This window comes from Mesorhizobium sp. M0037 (genome assembly GCF_040323635.1).
Taxonomy (GTDB): Bacteria; Pseudomonadota; Alphaproteobacteria; order Rhizobiales; family Rhizobiaceae; genus Mesorhizobium.
The window spans coordinates 1-19,985 of the sequence record NZ_JAMYVB010000009.1; the positions used below are offsets into that span (position 1 = coordinate 1).

The 19,985-nt window shown below is 63.4% G+C and carries 25 protein-coding genes; 15 read left to right on the plus strand and 10 right to left on the minus strand.

Going from position 1 to position 19,985, the window contains the following annotated elements:
* A partial coding sequence (locus tag NKJ78_RS15190; RefSeq protein ID WP_352562497.1) for a tetratricopeptide repeat protein occupies positions 1–588 on the plus strand: 588 nt, incomplete at its 5' end.
* Positions 589–597: 9 nt separating this feature from the next.
* Here NKJ78_RS15190 and NKJ78_RS15195 read toward each other — a convergent pair.
* Positions 598–1,614, minus strand: coding sequence for a zinc-dependent alcohol dehydrogenase family protein (locus tag NKJ78_RS15195; protein WP_352459883.1), 1,017 nt, complete (start codon positions 1,612–1,614; stop codon positions 598–600).
* Between the two features lie 101 nt (positions 1,615–1,715).
* On the opposite strand from NKJ78_RS15195, the gene NKJ78_RS15200 reads away from it, so the two are divergent.
* The 7 genes from NKJ78_RS15200 (at position 1,716) to NKJ78_RS15230 (ending at position 7,840) form a co-directional block, all read left to right on the plus strand.
* A complete protein-coding gene (locus NKJ78_RS15200; RefSeq protein ID WP_352459884.1) occupies positions 1,716–2,579 on the plus strand; it encodes a LysR family transcriptional regulator in 864 nt (287 codons plus the stop codon).
* 141 nt (positions 2,580–2,720) lie between these two features.
* A complete protein-coding gene (gene efp / locus NKJ78_RS15205; protein WP_023668757.1) occupies positions 2,721–3,287 on the plus strand; it encodes an elongation factor P in 567 nt (188 codons plus the stop codon).
* Between the two features lie 22 nt (positions 3,288–3,309).
* Positions 3,310–4,110: an inositol monophosphatase family protein gene (locus NKJ78_RS15210; protein ID WP_023684166.1), complete on the plus strand. Its 801-nt coding sequence runs from the start codon at positions 3,310–3,312 to the stop codon at positions 4,108–4,110.
* A 206-nt stretch (positions 4,111–4,316) separates the two neighbouring features.
* Positions 4,317–4,937: a PAQR family membrane homeostasis protein TrhA gene (gene trhA, locus NKJ78_RS15215; RefSeq protein ID WP_023694587.1), complete on the plus strand. Its 621-nt coding sequence runs from the start codon at positions 4,317–4,319 to the stop codon at positions 4,935–4,937.
* Between the two features lie 179 nt (positions 4,938–5,116).
* Complete coding sequence (locus NKJ78_RS15220) at positions 5,117–6,142, plus strand: MotA/TolQ/ExbB proton channel family protein (protein ID WP_023668754.1); 1,026 nt, start codon at positions 5,117–5,119, stop codon at positions 6,140–6,142.
* A gap of 1 nt (position 6,143) precedes the next feature.
* Entirely contained in the window at positions 6,144–7,175 is a 1,032-nt protein-coding gene (locus tag NKJ78_RS15225; RefSeq protein WP_023684164.1) for a peptidoglycan -binding protein, read from the plus strand.
* A gap of 239 nt (positions 7,176–7,414) precedes the next feature.
* The gene (locus NKJ78_RS15230) at positions 7,415–7,840 is read left to right on the plus strand and encodes a hypothetical protein (protein WP_023737876.1); all 426 of its coding nucleotides are present in this window, start codon (positions 7,415–7,417) and stop codon (positions 7,838–7,840) included.
* 78 nt (positions 7,841–7,918) lie between these two features.
* Here NKJ78_RS15230 and NKJ78_RS15235 read toward each other — a convergent pair whose 3' ends face one another.
* Positions 7,919–8,272 carry a DUF1304 domain-containing protein gene (locus tag NKJ78_RS15235; protein WP_023668751.1) on the minus strand — a complete coding sequence of 118 codons (354 nt, stop codon included), beginning with the start codon at positions 8,270–8,272 and terminating at the stop codon, positions 7,919–7,921.
* 146 nt (positions 8,273–8,418) lie between these two features.
* Here NKJ78_RS15235 and NKJ78_RS15240 point away from each other — a divergent pair, with 146 nt between their 5' ends.
* Positions 8,419–9,906 (plus strand): carboxypeptidase M32, encoded by a 1,488-nt coding sequence (locus tag NKJ78_RS15240; RefSeq protein WP_352459885.1) that lies wholly within the window; start codon positions 8,419–8,421, stop codon positions 9,904–9,906.
* Positions 9,907–9,916: 10 nt separating this feature from the next.
* Here the strand turns inward: NKJ78_RS15240 and NKJ78_RS15245 are convergent, their stop codons facing one another.
* Positions 9,917–11,719, minus strand: a complete 1,803-nt coding sequence (locus NKJ78_RS15245; RefSeq protein ID WP_023668749.1) for an ABC transporter transmembrane domain-containing protein — start codon at positions 11,717–11,719, stop codon at positions 9,917–9,919.
* 205 nt (positions 11,720–11,924) lie between these two features.
* Here NKJ78_RS15245 and rpmE point away from each other — a divergent pair, with 205 nt between their 5' ends.
* Positions 11,925–12,146 carry a 50S ribosomal protein L31 gene (gene rpmE / locus NKJ78_RS15250; protein ID WP_023668748.1) on the plus strand — a complete coding sequence of 74 codons (222 nt, stop codon included), beginning with the start codon at positions 11,925–11,927 and terminating at the stop codon, positions 12,144–12,146.
* A 186-nt stretch (positions 12,147–12,332) separates the two neighbouring features.
* On the opposite strand, the gene NKJ78_RS15255 is transcribed toward rpmE, so the two are convergent.
* Positions 12,333–12,974 (minus strand): TetR/AcrR family transcriptional regulator, encoded by a 642-nt coding sequence (locus tag NKJ78_RS15255; RefSeq protein ID WP_352459887.1) that lies wholly within the window; start codon positions 12,972–12,974, stop codon positions 12,333–12,335.
* 118 nt (positions 12,975–13,092) lie between these two features.
* Here NKJ78_RS15255 and NKJ78_RS15260 point away from each other — a divergent pair, with 118 nt between their 5' ends.
* Together NKJ78_RS15260 and NKJ78_RS15265 are read left to right on the plus strand one after the other, a co-directional pair.
* Complete coding sequence (locus NKJ78_RS15260) at positions 13,093–13,920, plus strand: NAD(P)H-binding protein (protein WP_023668744.1); 828 nt, start codon at positions 13,093–13,095, stop codon at positions 13,918–13,920.
* Between the two features lies 1 nt (position 13,921).
* On the plus strand, positions 13,922–14,398 hold the full coding sequence (locus tag NKJ78_RS15265) for an anthrone oxygenase family protein (RefSeq protein WP_352459888.1): 477 nt from the start codon (positions 13,922–13,924) through the stop codon (positions 14,396–14,398).
* A 33-nt stretch (positions 14,399–14,431) separates the two neighbouring features.
* Here NKJ78_RS15265 and NKJ78_RS15270 read toward each other — a convergent pair whose 3' ends face one another.
* The 4 genes from NKJ78_RS15270 to NKJ78_RS15285 all read right to left on the minus strand — a co-directional run bounded on the left by NKJ78_RS15270 (position 14,432) and on the right by NKJ78_RS15285 (position 16,864).
* Positions 14,432–14,743 (minus strand): Rdx family protein, encoded by a 312-nt coding sequence (locus NKJ78_RS15270; protein ID WP_352459889.1) that lies wholly within the window; start codon positions 14,741–14,743, stop codon positions 14,432–14,434.
* Positions 14,740–15,528, minus strand: coding sequence for an RDD family protein (locus tag NKJ78_RS15275; RefSeq protein ID WP_023829287.1), 789 nt, complete (start codon positions 15,526–15,528; stop codon positions 14,740–14,742). The genes NKJ78_RS15270 and NKJ78_RS15275 overlap by 4 nt, the downstream gene beginning before the upstream one ends.
* A gap of 81 nt (positions 15,529–15,609) precedes the next feature.
* The gene (locus NKJ78_RS15280; protein ID WP_023668740.1) at positions 15,610–16,359 is read right to left on the minus strand and encodes a YebC/PmpR family DNA-binding transcriptional regulator; all 750 of its coding nucleotides are present in this window, start codon (positions 16,357–16,359) and stop codon (positions 15,610–15,612) included.
* 181 nt (positions 16,360–16,540) lie between these two features.
* Positions 16,541–16,864 (minus strand): ArsR/SmtB family transcription factor, encoded by a 324-nt coding sequence (locus NKJ78_RS15285; protein ID WP_023684155.1) that lies wholly within the window; start codon positions 16,862–16,864, stop codon positions 16,541–16,543.
* 51 nt (positions 16,865–16,915) lie between these two features.
* Here NKJ78_RS15285 and NKJ78_RS15290 point away from each other — a divergent pair, with 51 nt between their 5' ends.
* Genes NKJ78_RS15290 through NKJ78_RS15300 form a run of 3 tightly spaced genes read left to right on the plus strand, consistent with a single transcriptional unit; the run spans position 16,916 to position 18,291 of the window.
* The gene (locus NKJ78_RS15290; RefSeq protein ID WP_352459890.1) at positions 16,916–17,398 is read left to right on the plus strand and encodes an SRPBCC domain-containing protein; all 483 of its coding nucleotides are present in this window, start codon (positions 16,916–16,918) and stop codon (positions 17,396–17,398) included.
* A 20-nt stretch (positions 17,399–17,418) separates the two neighbouring features.
* Positions 17,419–17,781 carry a VOC family protein gene (locus NKJ78_RS15295; protein ID WP_352459891.1) on the plus strand — a complete coding sequence of 121 codons (363 nt, stop codon included), beginning with the start codon at positions 17,419–17,421 and terminating at the stop codon, positions 17,779–17,781.
* A 27-nt stretch (positions 17,782–17,808) separates the two neighbouring features.
* The gene (locus NKJ78_RS15300; protein WP_023684152.1) at positions 17,809–18,291 is read left to right on the plus strand and encodes an SRPBCC family protein; all 483 of its coding nucleotides are present in this window, start codon (positions 17,809–17,811) and stop codon (positions 18,289–18,291) included.
* Positions 18,292–18,313: 22 nt separating this feature from the next.
* Here NKJ78_RS15300 and NKJ78_RS15305 read toward each other — a convergent pair whose 3' ends face one another.
* Entirely contained in the window at positions 18,314–19,075 is a 762-nt protein-coding gene (locus NKJ78_RS15305; RefSeq protein WP_352459892.1) for a TerC family protein, read from the minus strand.
* A gap of 70 nt (positions 19,076–19,145) precedes the next feature.
* The gene (locus NKJ78_RS15310) at positions 19,146–19,970 is read right to left on the minus strand and encodes a TIGR00282 family metallophosphoesterase (RefSeq protein ID WP_023726164.1); all 825 of its coding nucleotides are present in this window, start codon (positions 19,968–19,970) and stop codon (positions 19,146–19,148) included.
* Positions 19,971–19,985 lie beyond the last annotated feature (15 nt).

A 19,985-nucleotide genomic window follows, 5' to 3' on the forward strand; every position in this document is an offset into this window, starting at 1 on the left:
CCTTACGTCAAGCCCTCCGAGACGTGTTTTTTTGCGCGTGTGCCGGCCGCCGCGTTGGCCGTCAAGGGGGTGTCTCTTTTCATCTGCGCCAATTTCCTCGTGCCGCCGGCGCCGGTCGAGGCCGCCCCCGCCAGGGCTGTGCCTTATTATGAGCGTGCCGCGGCGACAGGGCTTGCCGACGCCCAGTATGCGATGGCGCAGGTCTATGCCAATGGCGTCGGCGGCAAGACCCGCGACGATGGAAAGGCCCGCAGCTTGCTGGCACAGGCTGCCAGGCAGAACTACGACACCGCTCAGATCGATCTTGCCGCCTGGATGATCGAGGGCCGGGGCGGTGTTCGCGACCTGAAATCCGGCTTCAACTGGATGAAGCAGGCAGCTGAAGGCGGCAATGTCGCTGCCCAGAACCGGTTGGCAAAGCTCTATATGGGCGGCATCGGCACCGACCCCGACCTGATCCTGGCTGGGGCCTGGTATGTGGTCGCCCGCCGCGCCGGCCTTATCGATCCGGAGATGGACGATTTCCTGCAAGGGCTGACCGACGACCAGACAAAGCAAGCCTTGCAGAAGGCCAACCGCCTGCCCTGACACGCAACGTCACTGTGTATGATCCAGCACGACCTTGCCGAAGGGAGAGCCGTGTTCGAGATGGCGAAGGGCCTGTGCTGCCTCTGCCCAGGGGAAGACCCGGTCGATCACCGGCCGCAGCCGATGGACGGCGAGCGCCCGGTTCATCGCTTCGAAGGACTCGCGCGAGCCGACCGGTATGCCGCGTGCTTTCACCTGGCGGCGGAAGATGTCGAGCGGATTGATCACCCCTTCGCTGCCGCCGAGATAGCCGATGACGTTGATCTGGGCGCCGCGCGCCGACGCCTTGAGCGACTGCGCGAAACTTTGGGGACCACCGACTTCGATGATGTGGTCCGCGCCACGGCCATCGGTCAGCGCCAGCACGGCCGACGACCAGTCCGGATTGTCGCGGTAGTTGATGCCGTGATGCGCGCCGAGCTCTTTGGCCCGGACAAGTTTCTCATCGCTACTCGACGTAACGACGACCCGCGCGCCGGCCGCCTTCGCGAACTGCATGGCAAACAGCGATACGCCGCCCGTGCCGAGGCTGAGCACGGTCTCGCCCGGCTTGAGGTTGCCTTCCGTAAACAAGGCATGCCAAGCGGTGACGGCGGCGCAAGGCAATGTCGCCGCCTCTACGTCGCTGAGATGCGCCGGCGCGATGACAGCCGCCTGTTCGTCCAGCCGGGCGAATTCGCTCAGCAAACCGTCGATCGGGCCGCCGCGCTGGTAGGAAGGTTCGGCCATGGCGAAGCTGCCGCCGACCCATCGCTGCCAGAACGTGCCGCAGACCCGGTCGCCAACCTTGAAGCGGCTGACCTCGGGGCCAAGCCCGACGACCTCGCCGACGCCGTCGGAAAGCGGCACCAGCGGCAAGGGGAATGTCGTGTGATAGCTGCCGCGCGCGATCTCGACATCGCGATAGTTGAGCGCCGTCGCCTTGACGCGGACGATCATCTCCTGACGGCCGGGCTCCGGCATTGGTCGTTCGACAATCTTGAGATTGTCGATGCCGCCCGGCTTCTGCAGTTCGATTGCCTTCATTGTCGTCGTCCTTTCGTTTGAAAGGAAAATTGCTTGCCAGGCGATGGATTTCAAATTCATAATGTTTACAATGATTATGCTTACGAGACATGGTTCTAGCTATGCTTGAGGAATTGCGCACGCTCGCCCTGTTTGCCGAGGAGGGCTCGATCCAGAAGGTCGCCCGGCGCCTGCCGCTGACGCAGCCGGCTGTGACCCGGCAAATCCAGCGGCTGGAGGACATGCTTGGCACGACGCTGCTCGACCGCCGGCAAAAGCCGCCGCGACTGACGCCGACGGGGCTGGAAGTGCTGGCGCGCGGACGCGATATCATCGCTTCCGTAGAAGCGCTGAAATCCTTCGCCGGAAAGACCGAGCCGGAAGGACTGTTCCGCCTGGGTCTCGCCCATGGCCTCTCGGACCGCGATATCGCCGGGGCCATCGGCAACGCCGCGGCGGCGTTCCCGAAAGTGTCGCTACGGCTCAAGACCGGCTGGAGCGCCGAACTGATCGATCAATTCGAACGCGGCGAGCTCGATGTGACGATTGTTCTGCGATCGTCGGATAAGCCAGGCCCGGAAGCGCTTGGCACTGAACGTCTTGGCGTCATAGCTGCGTCCACCGTCCCCGATCCGGAAGACGGTGGCCGGACACCCATGCCGTGGGTGCTTAGTCCGGCCCCTTGCGACGCGCGCCAGAAACTCATGTCGGTTCTGGTCGGCGGAAGGCGTTGTTTCGAGATCGCGGCGGAGATACAGGATCCGGCCTTGCAGATGGAATGGGTCCGTCGGGGGCACGGCCTTGGGCTTGTGCCGTTGCGTCTTGCAAGGCGCGGACTTCCCGACCGCCTCATGCTGGTCAACACGGAAGATGTCGACCTTTCCTTGCAGGTCGCCGCACTTCGTTCGCCTCATCTCAACCGGCTGACTGAGGCTGCGGATGCCATAGTCGAGGCCGTCGGCAAAGTCATTGCAGCCCAGGTTTGAGGCTACCGGCCCTTGTCGGGCGATCTGGCATCCCTTGCCTCTCCTGCCGATTTGTGGTCTTGGGGGCCCGAAATCGCTTGTCCAGCGACCATCCCCATACCAACGGCCAAGCCGTTGGTAGCATCCCGGATCAATCTCATCATGGCCAAGATCAATGGCAACGAAATCCGTCCCGGCTATGTCATCGAGCACGATGGCGGCCTTTGGGTGGCGGTCAGGACCAACACCGTCAAGCCCGGCAAGGGCGGTGCCTACAACCAGGTCGAACTGAAGAACCTGATCAACGGCACCAAGCTCAACGAGCGCTTCCGCTCGGCCGAGACCGTCGAGCAGATCCGGCTCGACCTGAAGGATTTTTCCTTCCTCTACGCCCAGGACGACGCACTGGTGTTCATGGACACGCAGAGCTACGAGCAGCTCGAGCTGGCGAAGGATTTCGTCGGCGACCGCGCCGCCTTCCTGCAGGACGGCATGATGGTGACGGTCCAGCTCTATGAGGACAGGCCGATCGGCATTTCGCTGCCCGACCAGGTGACGCTGACTATCACCGAGGCCGACCCGGTGGTGAAGGGCCAGACGGCCGCGTCCTCGTACAAGCCGGCGGTCCTGGAAAACGGCATCCGCGTGCTGGTGCCGCCATTCATCGGCGCCGGCGAACGCATCGTCGTCGACACCAACGAACTCACCTACATGCGCCGCGCAGACTGACACGTAGGCAGGAACAGATACGATGGCACGCTCCGCACTTCTCAATGTCATGGTCCAGGCCGCCATGAAGGCCGGCCGCTCGCTGTCGCGCGACTTCGGCGAGGTGCAGAACCTGCAGGTGTCGATGAAGGGACCGGGCGACTATGTCAGCCAAGCCGACCGCAAGGCCGAGGACATCCTGTTTGCCGAACTGTCGAAGGCACGGCCGGGCTATGCCTTCCTGATGGAAGAGCGCGGCATGATCGCAGGGGACGACGACCAGCACCGTTGGATCGTCGACCCGCTCGACGGCACCACCAATTTCCTGCACGGCATTCCGATCTTTTCCATCTCGATCGCGCTGGAGCGACAGGGCCAGTTGGTCGCCGCCGTCATCTACAATCCGGCAATGGATGAGCTCTACACCGCCGAGCGCGGCGGCGGCGCCTTCATGAACGATCGCCGGCTGCGCGTTGCCGGCCGCAGCAAGCTCACCGACTGCGTCATCGGCTGCGGCGTGCCGCATCTCGGCCGCGGCCAGCACGGCAATTTCCTCGTCGAGTTGCGCAATGTGATGGCCGAGGTCTCGGGCGTGCGCCGCCTGGGTTCCGCGGCGCTCGATCTCGCTTATGTCGCGGCCGGCCGCATGGACGGCTTTTGGGAAACCGGCCTGTCGGCCTGGGACATTGCCGCCGGCCTGCTGCTGATCCGCGAGGCCGGTGGCTTCGTCTCCGACATGGATGGAGGCCAGGATATGCTCGAGGCGGGTTCGCTCGTCGCCGGCAACGAGGTCATCCAGCGCGCGCTGCTCAAGGCGGTGAAGAAGCCGCTTTCGGCGCGCTGATCACTTGGCATGCCGGCGCGGCGTGCTGAAGCGCCGCGGTCGCAAAACCGCAATCAAAGCTTGAAATACTGCCCGGCGGCCGCCCAGATAAGGGTGACGCAGGATTTTTTATGACGAGCATACCTTCACTATCCTCGCGAGAAGCGCAGCCAGACCAGCCAGTTGAAATCCCTTATGTCGGGCGTTGGCACTACTCGCGTGCGGAGATGATCGCCGATGGCATCGTCCATGCGGTCGGCATCGTGCTGGCGATAGCAGCCGGCTCGGCCTTGCTGGCACTGGCCGCCTTCCATGCCGGTCCCGGCGAATACATCGCCGCCGCCTTCTTTGTGGTGTCGCTGCTGACTGTGCTGTCGATTTCGCTGACCTACAATCTGTGGCCGGTGACGTCGCCGGCGAAGTGGATCTTGCGGCGCTTCGATCATGCGGCGATCTACCTCCTGATCGCCGCGACCTACACGCCCTTTCTGGCCCAGCTCGACGGCTCGCCGCTGGCGCTGCCGATGATTGTCCTTGTCTGGACCGCTGCTTTGACCGGCATTGCCATGAAAGTGTTCCTGCCCGGCCGCTTCGACCGTCTGGCCATTGTCTTCTATCTCGCCATCGGCTGGAGCGGCGTCGTCCTGGTCAAGCCGCTGGTGGCGACGTTGCCGACGACTTCGATCGCGCTGATTGTCGCCGGCGGCATCGTGTACTCCTGCGGCGTCATCTTCTTCGCCTGGAAACGCCTGCGCTTTCACAATGCCCTCTGGCACGGCTTTGTCGTCACCGGCGCCGGGCTGCATCTTGCCGCCATGGTCGACTGCCTGGTCGTCAACCGCCTCTGAACGGCGTGGTGCGGCCCGACAGTCGGGCAATATTGCCAAGCGCCATTCAATTTGGTCACAATTCCGTTTAGAGTCGCGAATTACGTGATCGGCGGCAATGGAGCGGTTCCAGGGAAGTATGAGCGGCTTCCCGTTCGGAATTGCGTCAAGGCAAATAGAGCATCGGAAACGGGGCACGAATGGCTTTTCTCAGATCCTTCGGCGTGGGCAGGCGTTCTGATGTCCTGATGTACGATCCGCACAAACTGTCGAGCCCGCAGGTCTTCCTCCTGACCATGGTCATCTTCCTGGTCATCGTCGCCTTCATCGCCGCCATCCTCACCCGCCAGATCTCGACCGCTTTCGGGAGCAATCCCGGCCTCAATGGCCTCATCGTCGGCGTCCTTGTGGTCGGCATCCTGCTTGCCTTCGCCCAGGTCGGACGACTGTTTCGCGAAGTGCGCTGGGTCAATTCCTTCCGCGCCGGTTCCGAAACCACCGAGCCGGTGCTGCTGGCGCCGATGAAGGCGATGATCGGCCGCTCCTCGACGGTCGCCTTCTCGACGTCTTCGATGCGCACCATGCTGGATTCGATCGCCACCCGCCTCGACGAAAGCCGCGACACCTCGCGCTATCTCGTCGGGTTGCTGGTGTTCCTCGGTCTGCTCGGCACCTTCTGGGGCCTGCTCAACACCATCGGCTCGATCCGCGAAACCATCGAATCGCTCGATCCCGGCACCGGCGACGCCGCCGCGGTGCTCGATTCGCTGAAGCAGGGGCTGTCGGCGCCGCTGGCCGGCATGGGTACGGCCTTTTCGTCCTCGCTGTTCGGCCTTTCCGGGTCGCTGGTGCTAGGCTTCCTCGACCTGCAGGCCGGCCGCGCGCAGACCCGCTTCTATACCGAGCTTGAAAACTGGCTGTCCTCGGTCACCGATCTCTCCTCCGACATCGCCGTCGCCGACCCGGCCAAGACTGAATCCTCCGACGAGATCCGGGTCCTGTCGGAACGGCTGCGCAGCATGCAGGAAAGCGGCGGCGGCTCCAATCCGCGCGTCGCCACCGCCATGGCCAATCTCGCCGACGGCATTTCCGGACTGGTCAAGAACATGCGCTCCGAGCAGCAGATCATGCGCGACTGGGTCGAGGCCCAATCGGACGAGCAGAAGGCGATGCGCAACACGCTGGAAAAGATCGCCGACGCGCTGAAGAAACCCGGGGTCCACTAGCATGGCTCTCGCCAGGGGCCGGCGCACCGATCGCCGGATCGACTATTGGCCGGGCTTCGTCGACGCGCTGTCGACGCTGCTGCTCGCCATCATGTTCCTGCTCACCGTTTTCGTGCTGGCGCAGTTCCTGCTCGGACGCGAACTCTCCGGCAAAGATACGGCGCTCACGCGCCTCAACTCGCAGATCAACGAACTGACGCAGTTGCTGGCGCTGGAGCGCTCGAGCGCGCAGGACAAGGACGATTCGCTGGCCAATCTGCAGGCGTCGCTGTCGGCCGCCGAAGCTGAGAAGAGCCGGCTCGAGCAGCTGCTGGCACAAGGTGCCGGCGCCGGCGACGCCGCCACCCAGCGCGCCGCGGAACTCGGCGGCGAACTCGACAGCCAGCGCCAGATCAGCCAGCAGGCGCTGAGCCAGGTCGAGATCCTGAACCAGCAGATCGCGGCACTGCGCAAGCAGATCGGCGCGCTCGAGGACGCCCTCAACGTGTCCGAAACGCGCGACCGCGATTCCAACACCAAGATCGCCGATCTCGGCCGTCGGCTCAACGTCGCGCTGGCGCAGCGCGTGCAGGAACTGAACCGGTACCGCTCCGACTTCTTCGGCCGCCTGCGCGAAATCCTCGCCGATCGCGAGAACATCCGCATCGTCGGCGACCGCTTCGTCTTCCAGTCGGAAGTTCTGTTCCCGACCGGCTCCGAAGTGATCAACGATGCCGGCAAGGTCGAGATGAAGAAGCTCGCCGACGCCATCATCGAGTTGCAAAAGGAAATCCCGCCCGAGATCAACTGGGTGCTGCGCGTCGACGGCCACACCGACAACAAGCCGCTGTCCGGCGCCGGCCGCTATCGCGACAATTGGGAATTGTCGACGGCGCGTTCGACCTCGGTGGTCAAGTTCCTGATCGAGAACGGCGTGCCCGCCAACCGGCTGGTTGCGGCCGGCTTCGGCGAATTCCAGCCGCTCGACCCCGCCGACACCGAAGACGCCCGCAACAAGAACCGACGCATTGAACTGAAACTCACCGAACGGTGATTTTCAGTCACGCGAAAATGTTTGCCAGCTCAACTCTAGGGCGAAACGCCAGGCCGGCAAGGCCTGAAAACATTATCTTTCTTTAATTACACTTCGCGTTTCCGGGCTCCTACTTTGACGCGCAGGGCCGAGAACCGCCGGCGATGCCTCCCATCGCGACGCGACGGAACCGGACGGCCCGCTTCCGGAAGGCGGAGCGAAAGCGCTTGCCCCTTCCATAGCAGGAGGAGACGCACATCATGCGCTCTTTGAAGACTCTCAGGACCGCAACCCTCACGACACTTCTGATCACTGTTCCACTCGCCGGCGCCTATGCCGCCGGACATCACAAGGGCGCCCTCGACGCCAGCGACCCGACCGACATGACCGGTCCGCGTGTGACCGGCCTGATCGAGCAGGTGCGGGGCGTCGAACAGGGCATCGCGGATGCGCGCGAAACCAAGGGCATCTCGACCTCGGAAGCGCAGTGGCTGCATCTGCGTGCGGCGCATATCGGCCAGGCCGCCGAACGGGTCGCCGCTTCGGACCATGGCCGGATCCCGGCCGCGCAATATCACGATCTGCTGCGCCGCCTCGACAATGTCGATCAGAGGCTGATGTCCGACACCGGCAGCGGCTTCATGATCGGTGATGGCTCCGACGGCGGGAATTATCCGAACGGCTGAGATCCGCTCTGATATCTCCAGGAATGAGGAAGGGACTGTCTGACGCCCCCGGATCTGGCTCCGAGGGCGTCTTTTTTGTCACCAGCCCAGCCACAGCGCAGCGAGGGCCAGCACCGCCGGCACGGTCTGAATATAGAGGATCTTCCGGCTGGCAGTCGCCGCGCCATAGAGGCCGGCGACGGCGATGCAAAGCAGGAAGAACACCTTGATCTGGAATCCCGCCGCGCCGAGATAGAGGCCCCAGATCAGCCCGGCGGCAAGGAAGCCGTTGTAGAGCCCCTGATTGGCGGCGAGCACCTTCGATGCGCTGGCGAAGTCCGGCTTGAGGTTGAACGCCCTGTGCCCGCGCGGTGTGTCCCACGCCACCATCTCCAGATAGACGATAAAGAGGTGGATCAGGGCCACCAGCCCGACCAGGATATTGCCGATCATCTTAGTCTCCCCTCCATGGCGGTGTTCCACCGTCAGCCAGCATTCCACGCACCAGCTCACCGGCGCAAGCTGCATAGCCACCTTTGAGGGTTGCCAATCCTGGCGCGTTGGTATCTTTTCCCGCGGTCCAAAACGCGGAACCTGTCATGTCTTTTCAGAAGCTCGATGATCTCGGCCACAAGCTCGAAGCGCTGGAACATGCGCTCGCTATCCTCGGCGCCGACGAGGCGACCCACATGGCCGTCGGCGGCGGCGAGAAGCGCGCCGAAGCCATGTCGTCCCTGGCCGGGATGCTGCATATCAGGGCAACGGCGCCGGAGATCGCCGACTGGCTCGCCGCCGCCGAACAGGAGGCGCTGAACGAGGAGCAGCAGGCGGCGGTCCGCGAACTGCGTCGCCAATACACCAACCTGACCTGCCTGCCGGTCGAATTCGTCGAGCGCCAGACGGTGGCGCGTATGCGCTCCGAGCAGCTCTGGCGCGACCTGCGCGGCAAGAATGACTGGGCCGGATTCCTGCCGGCGCTCGAAGGTGTCATCGCGCTGGTGCGCGAGGAAGCCGCCCTGCGCGCCGACGCGCTCGGCCTCGATCCCTACGACGCACTGATGGAGCAATACGATCCTGGCAACCGCGCCGCCGACTTCACGCCGGTCTTCACCGAGCTGAAGACATTCCTGAAGGGCTTCGTGCCGGAAGCGCTGGCCGTACAGGAAGCGCGACTGGCCAAGCGCCCGCTGAAGCCGCTCTCCGGCAGCTATGCGATCGACAAACAGCGCGAGCTTGGTCTCGCCATGATGGCTTCGGTCGGCTTCGACCTCACCCATGGTTCTCTGTCGGTATCGCACCATCCCTTCTGCGGCGGGGTGCCGAGCGACGTTCGCATCACCACCCGCTACAAAACGTCCGATTTCCTGTCGGCTTTGATGGGCGTGCTGCACGAGACCGGCCATGCGCTCTACGAGCAGAACCTACCGAAGGCCTGGGCGCACTGGCCGCTCGGCAAGGCGCGCGGCATGGCGGTGCATGAAAGCCAGAGCCTGTTCGTCGAAAAGCAGATCGGCCGCAACCCCGAATTCTGGCGCTGGGCGCTGCCGGTGGTGGAAAAGCATCTCGGCGAGGCCTGGTCGCTGGACGACATCCTGCCGCATGTGCACCGGGTCGAGCGCGGCCTGATCCGCGTCGACGCCGACGAGGTCACCTACCCGCTGCATGTCATCCTGCGCTACGAGTTGGAGCAGGAGCTGGTCTCGGGGCGGCTGCAGGCGGCCGACCTGCCCGAAGCCTGGGACGCCAAGATGCGGGAGTATCTTGGCCTTTCGACCATCGACAACCCAGCCGACGGACCGATGCAGGACGTGCATTGGCCGGGCGCCGCCTTCGGCTATTTCCCGTCCTATACGCTGGGCGCCATGATGGCGGCGCAGCAATGGGCTGCGCTGACGCGCGACCATCCTTCAGCCGACAGCGATCTCGCCAGGGGCAATTTCGCCGCCATCAATGACTGGCGCCGCGACAAGATCTGGTCGCAGGGATCGCGCTGGTCGACGCCCGAACTGCTTGAGCGCGCCACCGGCGAGAAACTGAATGCCGCGCATTTCACCGAGCATCTCCGCAAGCGGTATGGTCCCGCCTGATTGCGGGTTGCTACTCCGCGGCACCCCTGAAGGCGCTTGCTCCGGTTTCGAACTGCAGCTTGGCCAGCCTTGCATAGATTCCGCCCTTGGCGACCAGGCTCTGGTGCGTGCCTTCCTCGACGATGCGGCCGCCATCCATGACCAGGATGCGGTCGGCCTTCAGCACGGTCGCCAGCCGGTGGGCGATGACGATGGTGGTGCGGCCCTGCATCAGCCGTTCCAGCGCCGTCTGCACCAGCGTTTCGCTTTCGGCGTCGAGCGCCGACGTGGCCTCGTCGAGCAGCAGGATCGGCGCGTCGCGCAGGATGGCGCGGGCGATCGCCACGCGCTGGCGCTGGCCGCCGGACAAGGTGACGCCGCGCTCGCCGACCTGGCTGTCGTAGCCCTTGTCGAGCCTGAGGATGAACTCGTCGGCCAGCGCGTCCCTGGCGGCGGCCTCGATCTCGGCATTCGTCGCGCCCGGCCGGCCAAAGCCGATATTGTCGCGCGCGCTTGCCGCAAAGATGGTGACGTCCTGCGGCACGATCGCAATGCGCTCCCGCACTTCAGCCGGATCGGCTTCGCGCACGTCGACGCCGTCAATGGCGATGCGGCCGGTTTCTGGATCGTAGAAGCGCAGGATCAGCGAAAAGACGGTGCTCTTTCCGGCGCCCGACGGGCCGACGATCGCCACCGTCTCGCCGGGCTTGACCTGAAAACTCAAGCCGTGGACGGCGGCACGGTCCGGCCTTGCCGGGTAGGAGAAGGAGACGTCGTCGAAACTGATCGCGCCTGTCGCCTTGGCGGGCAGCGGCAGCGGATTGGCCGGCGGTTGAATCGCCGGCGTCTCGTCGAGTATCTCGGTCAGCCTTTCGGCCGCACCCGCCGCCTGGGCAAGCTCGCCCCAGACTTCCGACAGTGCGCCCAGCGCGCCTGCGGCAAACACGGAGTAAAGCAGGAACTGGCCGAGCGTGCCGGGCGACATCGTGCCGGCAAGCACGTCACGCGAGCCGAACCACAACACCGCCACGACCGAGGAAAAGATCATGAAGATGGCAAAGAAGGTGAGCAGCGAGCGGGAGAAGATCGACGAGCGCGCCGCCTGGAAGGCGGCTTCCACCGCGGCCGAGAACCGCCCGGTGACCAGCGTCTCGTTGGTGAACGCCTGCAGCGTGCGCACCGCGCCGATCTGCTCGCTGGCATAGGCGGTCGCTTGCGCCAGCGTGTCCTGCGCCTGCCGTGACCGGCGCCTCACCGAACGGCCGAACGCGACCAGCGGCAGCACGATGAGCGGAATGGCCGCGATCACCAGGCCCGACAGTTTCGGGCTGGTGACGACCATCATCGCCACCGCGCCAAGGCCGAGGATGACGTTGCGCAACGCCACGGAGGCGGTGGCGCCGACCGCGGATTTCACCTGCGTGGTGTCGGCGGCAAGCCGCGAGACGATCTCGCCCGATTGCGCGGTGTCGAAGAAGGACGGCGAAAGCGTCGTGACATGCGAAAACACGTCGCTGCGGATGTCGGCGACGACCCGCTCGCCGAGCGTGATGACGAAGTAGTAGCGTCCGGCCGACGCCGCCGCCAGAATGGCTGCCATCGCCACCAAAGCGGCGAAATATTCGGCGATGAAGACGGTGCCGGAAGCACTGAAACCGTGGTCGATCATGCGCCGCACGGCCAGCGGCAGCGCCAGCGTCGTCGCCGCGGCGATGGCGAGCGAAATGAGGGCGCCTATGACCAGTTTGCGGTAGCGGAATATATAGGGATACAGGCGCCTGAGCGGCCCGAGCGAGCGCCTGCGCCCGTCTTGCTCGCCGCTGATGTCCGCCATGACCGTTTCCTCTGGCCGCTTCCAGGTGGGCGCGTTCAATATGCGCCTGCCGTGGCCTTGTGATTCAATTCCGGCTGATGTATAGGCTCGCCGACCGTTTTAGAAGCCGTGGCTTTTCAATAGCTGCGGCTTCGAGTTTTAAAAAGGGGCGCATCGACGCAGGCCGCGGGCCAGTCTGTAGCGCCACAAGCCAGGAAGCACGACAATGAAGGCCGATATCCATCCCGACTACCACACCATCAAGGTCGTCATGACCGATGGCACCGAATACTCGACCCGTTCGACCTGGGGCAAGGAAGGCGATACGATGAACCTCGATATCGACCCGACCACGCACCCGGCCTGGACCGGCGGCCAGCAGACCCTGCTCGACCGCGGCGGCCGCCTGTCGAAGTTCAAGAAGCGCTTCGAAGGGTTCGGCCTTTAAAGTTTACCTGTATCGCTGAATCAAGAACCCGCCTTTGTGGCGGGTTTTTTGTTGCCGCCAAAGTCAGTCGCTTCAAGCTTACGCGCCGATACCGCCCGCTTGTGGGGAGGTCGGCCCAAGGGTCGGGTGCGGTCCGACGCCTCCACCCTGCTGCTTCGAAGCGACCCTTCCCAGAGTGGTGCGAGCCTACCCCTCCACCAATTCCCGCAGCGCCATGCGCTTGTAGGCGGCGACCAGCCTGTCGCCCTCCTGCCGGTCGACCGAGATCGCCAGCCGCACGGCAGCCTCGCCCATCTGCCAGACCAGAAACGCTGTGGTCTCCAGCGCCACCGGATCGGCGCCGGGATGCAGCCGCTTCAGCACCATGGTCAGGAATTCGGCATTTGCCCGGCTGTCGGCGAGTTCGAGCTGGCGCAGCGCCTTGTCGGCCTGCGTGCCCGACCAGATGTCGCGCATCACCGGCTCGGCCAGGAACAGCTGATAGTAGATATCCACCAGCTCCGAAAACGCCTGCCGCAGGCCCTCGGCGTCGACGACATCCTTGAGCGCCGAGGAGATGCAGGCCTGGCTTTCGGCGGTGTAGCGCTCGGCCAGCGCCCAGACGATCGCCCGCTTGTCGGGAAAGAACTGGTAGAGCGAGCCGATCGACACCGCGGCCCGTTCCGCCACCTCGCCCATGCGCATGGCGTCGCTGCCTTGCTCGGCAATCAGCGCCGAGGCTGCGGCCAGCATGCGCTCGACCCGCTCGCGGCTGCGCTGCTGGGTGGGCGCCCGTCGCGGCGATGCGACCTGCTCCTGGGCAGATGCGGGCGTTGCTGTGTCTTCCATGACGGCCTCCGGTCTCGACAAAATCTGCCAACAGACGGCTTGACTCCCAAAATACGAGGGTTTATCACGTTTTGCAAATGTGAGGATTACTCATATTTGTAAACAGAGGAAAACCACAATGACCGACACCAAACCAGTCCTGATCCTCGGTGGCACTGGCAAGACCGGCCGTCGCCTCGCCGGGCGGCTGACCTCACAGGGCATTCCCGTGCGCATCGGCTCGCGTTCCGGCAGCCCTCGCTTCGACTGGGAGGTTCCGGCGACCTGGGAGCCTGCCATGCAGGGCGTGGGCGCCGTCTACATCAGTTACTATCCCGACATCGCCGTGCCGGGCGCCGCCGAGACCGTCGGCGCCTTCGCCAGGCTTGCGGTGGCAAATGGCGTCACCCGCATGGTGCTGCTCTCCGGCCGCGGCGAGACCGAAGCCCAGCGCGCCGAAGAGATGGTCAAAGCCTCGGGCGCTGACTGGACCATCCTGCGTTGCGCTTGGTTTTCGCAGAATTTCAGTGAAGGTTTTCTCGTCGAGTCCTTGCGGCAAGGCGAAGTGGCTTTGCCTGTCGGCCCTGTTGGCGAGCCCTTCGTCGATGTCGACGACATCGCCGATGCTGCCTTCGTTGCGCTGACCGAACCGGGTCATGTCGGCCAGCTCTATGAGTTGACCGGGCCGCGGCTGCTAAGCTTCGCCGACGCGGTTGCCGAGATCGCCAAGGCGACCGGCCGCGACATCCGCTATATCAAGATCTCGCATGACGAATTCACCGCCGCGACGGCGGCATACGAACTGCCGCCCGAAATCGCCTGGCTGCTCAACGAGCTGTTCACCGAAGTGCTTGACGGCCGCAACGAGACGCTGACCGACGGCGTCCAGCGTGTGCTCGGCCGCGCGCCGAAAGACTTTTCCGCCTACGCAAATGAAACCGCTGCAACCGGCATCTGGAGCAACTGAGATGATCAAGCTTCTTCCCACCCTCACCATCATCGCCGCCATCGGCTCGGGCGTCGTCGGCGGCGTGTTCTTCGCCTTTTCCAACTTTATCATGGCGGCGCTTGCCCGGCTGCCGGTCCCCCAAGGCATCGCAGCGATGAATTCGATCAACATCACGGTGATCACGCCCACCTTCATGACGGCGCTGTTCGGCACCGGCCTGCTCTGTCTGGTGCTTATCGCCGCCGTTCTCATGGGGTGGCGCCAGTCCGGCTCATACTGGCTGCTTGCCGGCGCCGTGATCTATTTGATCGGCAACCCGATCGTGACCATGGTCTTCAATGTGCCGCTCAACGATGCGCTCGCCGCCGTCGACCCGGCCAGCGCCAATGGCGCAGCCGTGTGGGCGAACCATCTGAATCAATGGGTGATGTGGAACCACGTCCGCACCATCACCGCCATCGTGTCGATGGCCTGCTTCATGTTCGCATTGCTCTGAAAAATGACACTTCGCAAACGCAAGGACCTCGCCTCAAGCGGGGTCCTTTTGCGAGTGACCCTTGCGGTCGGAATGACCGAGATCGCGGCCCGGATCGATGACGTCGCCCACCAGCTGCTTGAGCTTGGCGGCATCGGGAAAGCCGCCGTCGCGCTTGCGGTCCCAGACCAGCACATCGTTGCAGGAAACGGTGAAGATGCCGCCTGTGCCCGGCACCAGCGTCACTTCACCAAGATCCGTGCCGAAGGTGGAGAGCAGTTCCTGCGCCATCCAGCCGGCCCGCAACAGCCACTGGCACTGCGTGCAATAGGTGATGACCACGCGGGGCCTCTCCGGCACACTCATGTCTGGGCCTCCTGTATGCGCACCGTGGTATTTGCGAATCGATCGTGTATCGGGTCGTCGCCCAGAGCTATGGATATCGCAATCCAGACCGGCCAGATCAGCACCAAAACGAGGGCAGCGGATGCAACCACTATTTCCAGGCTGGAGTAATCCTGCACGCCACCGGGAGCGGTGCCCCAAGCCTGAAAAGCATACCAGCTTCCCGTCAGGACGATCGGTAATGCGCCGAGAAACTTGATAAGTTGCCGCCGAACAGCCTTTCTCGCCGGCAGGCCGGCCCTATGTCTGTCGTCCTCATCATGTACAGTGAGCTCCGTGAGCCGCTTGCCGATTGATTGGCCGGACTTCAACTCCATAATGAGGAGATAAGACGCCAGAGCGATCAGCTCGAGGAAACCCAGGTCCAATGCTGCAGGCCTGAAATTCCCTTGCGAATCCAGATCGATCGAGATGGAGGAGGTTTCTCCAGGCTTTGAGCCCGGCGCCGTACCCACGCTCCATATGGCGACCGGCAAACCGAGTACTGATGTTCTACACACCTGCCAATCATAACGGGCAAGTGTCGGGGCACCGTGAACCGTACCCTCCTGGCATAGTTTCCAGTTCAGCCAAAAGCTGCCTTTTACGCCACCGTTGGTCAGCAGAAATAGAGCCCCTACGAGCAAATAGAGGGCGATCAGGATTACAAGGTAGTCGATGAGTGCAGCGAGAAACCGTCGCCATATGCCGGGCCGGCGAGGCCAGGCCACCGCATCGGCAAAACTTGCCTCTTTATAGTCGGTCATCGGCCCCCCCTGATAACTGACTAATCTATAGGCAGGCCGCCGTCATACAGCAATATTCGCATCCGACTGTATTGCACGGACCTACGCCGCGCTGAGCTTGGCCATGGTCTCGTCGTCGACCTCGAAATTGGCGTAGACGCTCTGCACGTCGTCATCGTCCTCGAGCGTTGCCACCAGTTTCATCAGCGATTGCGCCCGCTCTTCGTCGACCGGGACATTGTTCTGCGGCTGCCAGATCGGCTTCACCGATTCGGCCTCGCCAAGCGAGGCTTCCAGCGCCTTAGACACTTCGCCCATACTCTCGAACGCACAGTAGATGGTGTGGCCTTCCTCGTCGGACTCGACGTCATCGGCGCCGGCCTCGATCGCCGCGTCCATCACCTTGTCGGCGCTGCCGGCGGAGGCCGGATAGTAAATCTCGCCGGCGCGGTTCCACATGAACGACACCGAGCCGGTTTCACCAAGCGCACCGCCGGCTTTGGTGAAGGCGGCGCGCACATTCGAGGCCGAGCGGTTGCGGTTGTCGGTCAGCGCCTCGACGATCAGCGCCACGCCGCCCGGCCCATAGCCTTCATAGCGCACCGCTTCGTAATTCTCGGCATCGCCCATCGACGCCTTGTTAATGGCGCGCTGGATGTTGTCCTTCGGCATCGACACCGCCTTGGCGTTCTGAATGGCCAGGCGCAAACGCGGGTTCATCGACGGATCCGGTGTTCCGCTCTTGGCGGCGACGGTGATTTCGCGCGCCAGCTTGGAAAACATTTTCGACCGCACCGCATCCTGGCGGCCCTTGCGGTGCATGATGTTCTTGAACTGTGAATGGCCAGCCATGGCACCCCTGTCGTCTTAGGCTAAGAGCATCCCGAAACGAGGTGATCTCACCTCGTCTTCCGCGATACTCGAACTCAAATTTTCAGAGCCGTCCAAGGTGCAACGCGATGGATGCACGGCGTTCTCTGTCGGAATGGCCGGCTTATAGATAAATCGGCTCAATTCGTCCAGCCGCGCCGGTTCAGCCCTCCAGATCGGACTTCAGCCGGTCGATAATGCTGAGCGCATGGCCGGCATACTGGCTGATCCAGCGGTCGTGGATGTGCTTGATCGGCAGCGCGTTGAGATGGTTCCAGCGCTCGCGCCCTTGGCGCTTTGCCACCACCAGTTCGGCTTCTTCCAGCACCTTGAGATGCAGCATGACGGTGCAGCGATCGATGTCGGGAAACGCCTCGCACAACATGCCGGTCGTCTGCGGCGCATCCTTCAGCTGATCCAGCAATTCGCGACGGCGCGGATGCGCCAACGCCTTGAAAACGTGATCGTCCGCGGTTTGGCTTGACATGTTATGTTTATATAACATGTCGTCGAGCCAATCAAGGAAGGAGCTGTGGATATGTCTCTTGGATTCAGAGTTTCCGGACGCATCGGCAAACCGGTCGCAGAAGTCTTCGACGCAGTCGTCAATCCGGAGAAGCTCAGCGGCTATTTCACCACCATCGGCGGCGCCAGCGCGCCGCTGAAGGCCGGCACCGGGGTGGTCTGGTGGGGCAAGGTGCCCGTCGAAGTCGATGAGGTGATCAAGGACCGCCATATCGTGCTGCGCTGGGATGCCACCGATGCCGAAGGCAAGCCCGCCTACAAGACACGCATCGAGATGAACTTCGAGCCGCTGGACGATGGCGGCACCCTTGTGACCATTGCTGAATCCGGCTGGCCGGAAGGCGTGGTCGGCCTGCAGAAATCCTACCTCAATTGCGAGGGCTGGTCGCAGATGCTGGCCTGCATGAAGGCCTATGTCGAATACGGCATCAATCTGCGCGACGGCTACTACCGCGGCGAGATGAGGGGCGAGCCGGCCAACGAGACAAACAGATGAACCGCGCAACGGAGCCCGCAATGACCGCGAAGATCACCGGTGGCATCAACATCGCCATGAAGGTGCCGCCGCACCAGTACGAGGCGACGATCGCCTTCTATCGTGATGTCGTCGGCTTGAAGCCAGTCACCGCCAAGACGCCGGCCATCGGCTTCGAGCTTGGCCCAAACCGTCTGTGGATCGACGAGGCGCCGATGCTGAGCCAGGCCGAAGTCTGGCTTGAGCTTTTCACCGACGATTCTGCAGCCATTGCGGATCATCTCGCCAAGGCCGGCGTCGTCCGTTGCGACGCGGTCGAGCCCCTGGGCGAAGGCTTTCGCGGCTTCTGGATCGCCAACCCGGCCAGCATCGTTCACACGGTGCGCGAGCCTGACGCCTGGTGAGCGCAAACCGGACAAGAAGGAGCATCGATGGAAATTCACAAAACGCCGACTGCCGAAGCCGGCATGCTGATTAAGCGGCCGGTCGACGAGGTCTTCGAGGCGATCGTCAACCCGGCCATCACCACGAAATTCTGGTTTACCCACAGTAGCGGCCGGCTGGATAGCGGCAAAGAGGTTCGCTGGGAGTGGCGCATGTACGGCGCCTCGGCGATGGTCAATGTCAGCGAGATCGTCGAGAACAAGAAGATCGTCATGCAATGGAGCGATCCGCCGACCACTGTGGTGTGGACATTCACGGAGATGCCCGGCGCCGAAACGCCTGACGGTGCGACCTTTCTTGAGGTCAGCAATTTCGGCTTCGCCGGCACCGCCGACGAGCAGGTCAAGCAGGCGGTCGGCTCGACCGACGGCTTCGCACTGGTTCTTGCCGGCGCAAAGGCATGGCTGGAACAGGGCCTGTCGCTTGGCCTGATCGGCGACCGCTACCCAAACGGCATGCCGGGGCGCTAGGGCCGCCCCTGCGGCGCCAGCCTCAATGCCCGCCGCCGGATTTTTTGCGCCGCCGCGCCAGCATGTTCAGGCCCTCGACCAGGGCGGAAAAACCCATGGCGGCGTAGATGTAGCCCTTCGGCACATGATAGCTCATGCCGTCGGCGATCAGCGTCATGCCGATCATCAGCAGGAAGCCCAGCGCCAGCATGACGATGCTCGGGTTCTTGGCGATGAAGTTGGCCAGCGGCCCGGCCGCCAGCATCATCACGCTCACCGCCACGATCACGGCGATGTACATGATGGCAATCTCGTCGGTCATGCCGACGGCGGTGATGATCGAATCGATCGAAAAGACGAGATCGAGCAGCAGGATCTGGAAGATGGCGCCGGCAAGCGAGATCTGCAGCGTCTCGCCCATCATCGTATCCTTGTGGTCGTCGGGATCGACGGTGTGGTGGATTTCCTTGGTCGCCTTCCAGACCAGGAACAGGCCGCCGGCAATCAGGATCAGGTCGCGCCAGGAAAAGCCATGGCCGAACGCTGTGAACACCGGCGTCGTCAGCTGCACGATGATGGAGATGGTTGCGAGCAGCACCAGCCGCATGATCAGCGCCGCCGAGATGCCGAGACGGCGGGCGCGGGCGCGCTGCGCCTCAGGCAATTTGTTGGTCAGGATCGAGATGAAGATCAGATTGTCGATGCCGAGCACGACCTCGAGGACGATCAGCGTCAGCAACGCGACCCACGCGGTGGGGTCGGAAACAAATTGAAAATGCGGCGCCAGGAATTCAACGAGCTGCATGGAGGTCGTCCCCTCTACGATCTAGAGCAGTTTCGTCGCCAGTTAGGTACTATATTCCACCATATCAATGTCACGACCAGAAGGATGGCGCGGTTTCTTCAAGCCGCGGCCCGCGACGAAACGGCGCGATCTTTTCGGCCAGGCCCGTCCGGTCGGAAATGTCGACGCCGACGCCGCACAATGTCGCCGGTCCGGTGGCCGCCTCGAAGCGGCCTTTCGGAACTTTCGACAGGAAGCGGTTGAGCGGCTCTTCCTTGTCCATGCCGAGCGAGGAATCATAGTCTCCGCACATGCCGGCATCGGACATGTAGCCGGTGCCGCCATTGAGGATCTGGTGGTCCGCCGTCGGCTGGTGCGTATGGGTGCCGATGACGAGGCTGGCGCGGCCGTCGACGAAATGCGCGAAGCACATTTTCTCCGACGTCGCTTCGGCATGGAAGTCGATCACCACGGCATCGGCCTGCTCGCCCAGCGGACAGGCGGCAAGCTCGCGCTCGCCGGCCTGGAACGGATCGTCGAGCTCGGGATGCATGAACACCCGGCCCATGATGTTGGCGACCAGCACGCGCGCACCGTTTTTGGCGATATAGACGCCGGAACCGCGCCCCGGCGTGCCCTTGGGGAAGTTGGACGGGCGCAAGAAGCGCTCCTCGCGCGGCGCGAAGACCAGTGCGTCGCGCTGGTCCCAGACATGGTTGCCGGTGGTGACGACATCCGCACCGGCGGCGATGGTGTCGCGAAAAATGTCTTCGGTGATGCCGAAGCCGCCGGCGGCGTTCTCGCCATTGACGATGACGAAGTCGAGTTTGAAATCCGAGATCAGGCCGGGCAGTTGTTCCCACACCGCCGTACGTCCCGATTTGCCCACCATGTCGCCGAGGAAGAGAAGTCTCATGCCCACTTCTATCCA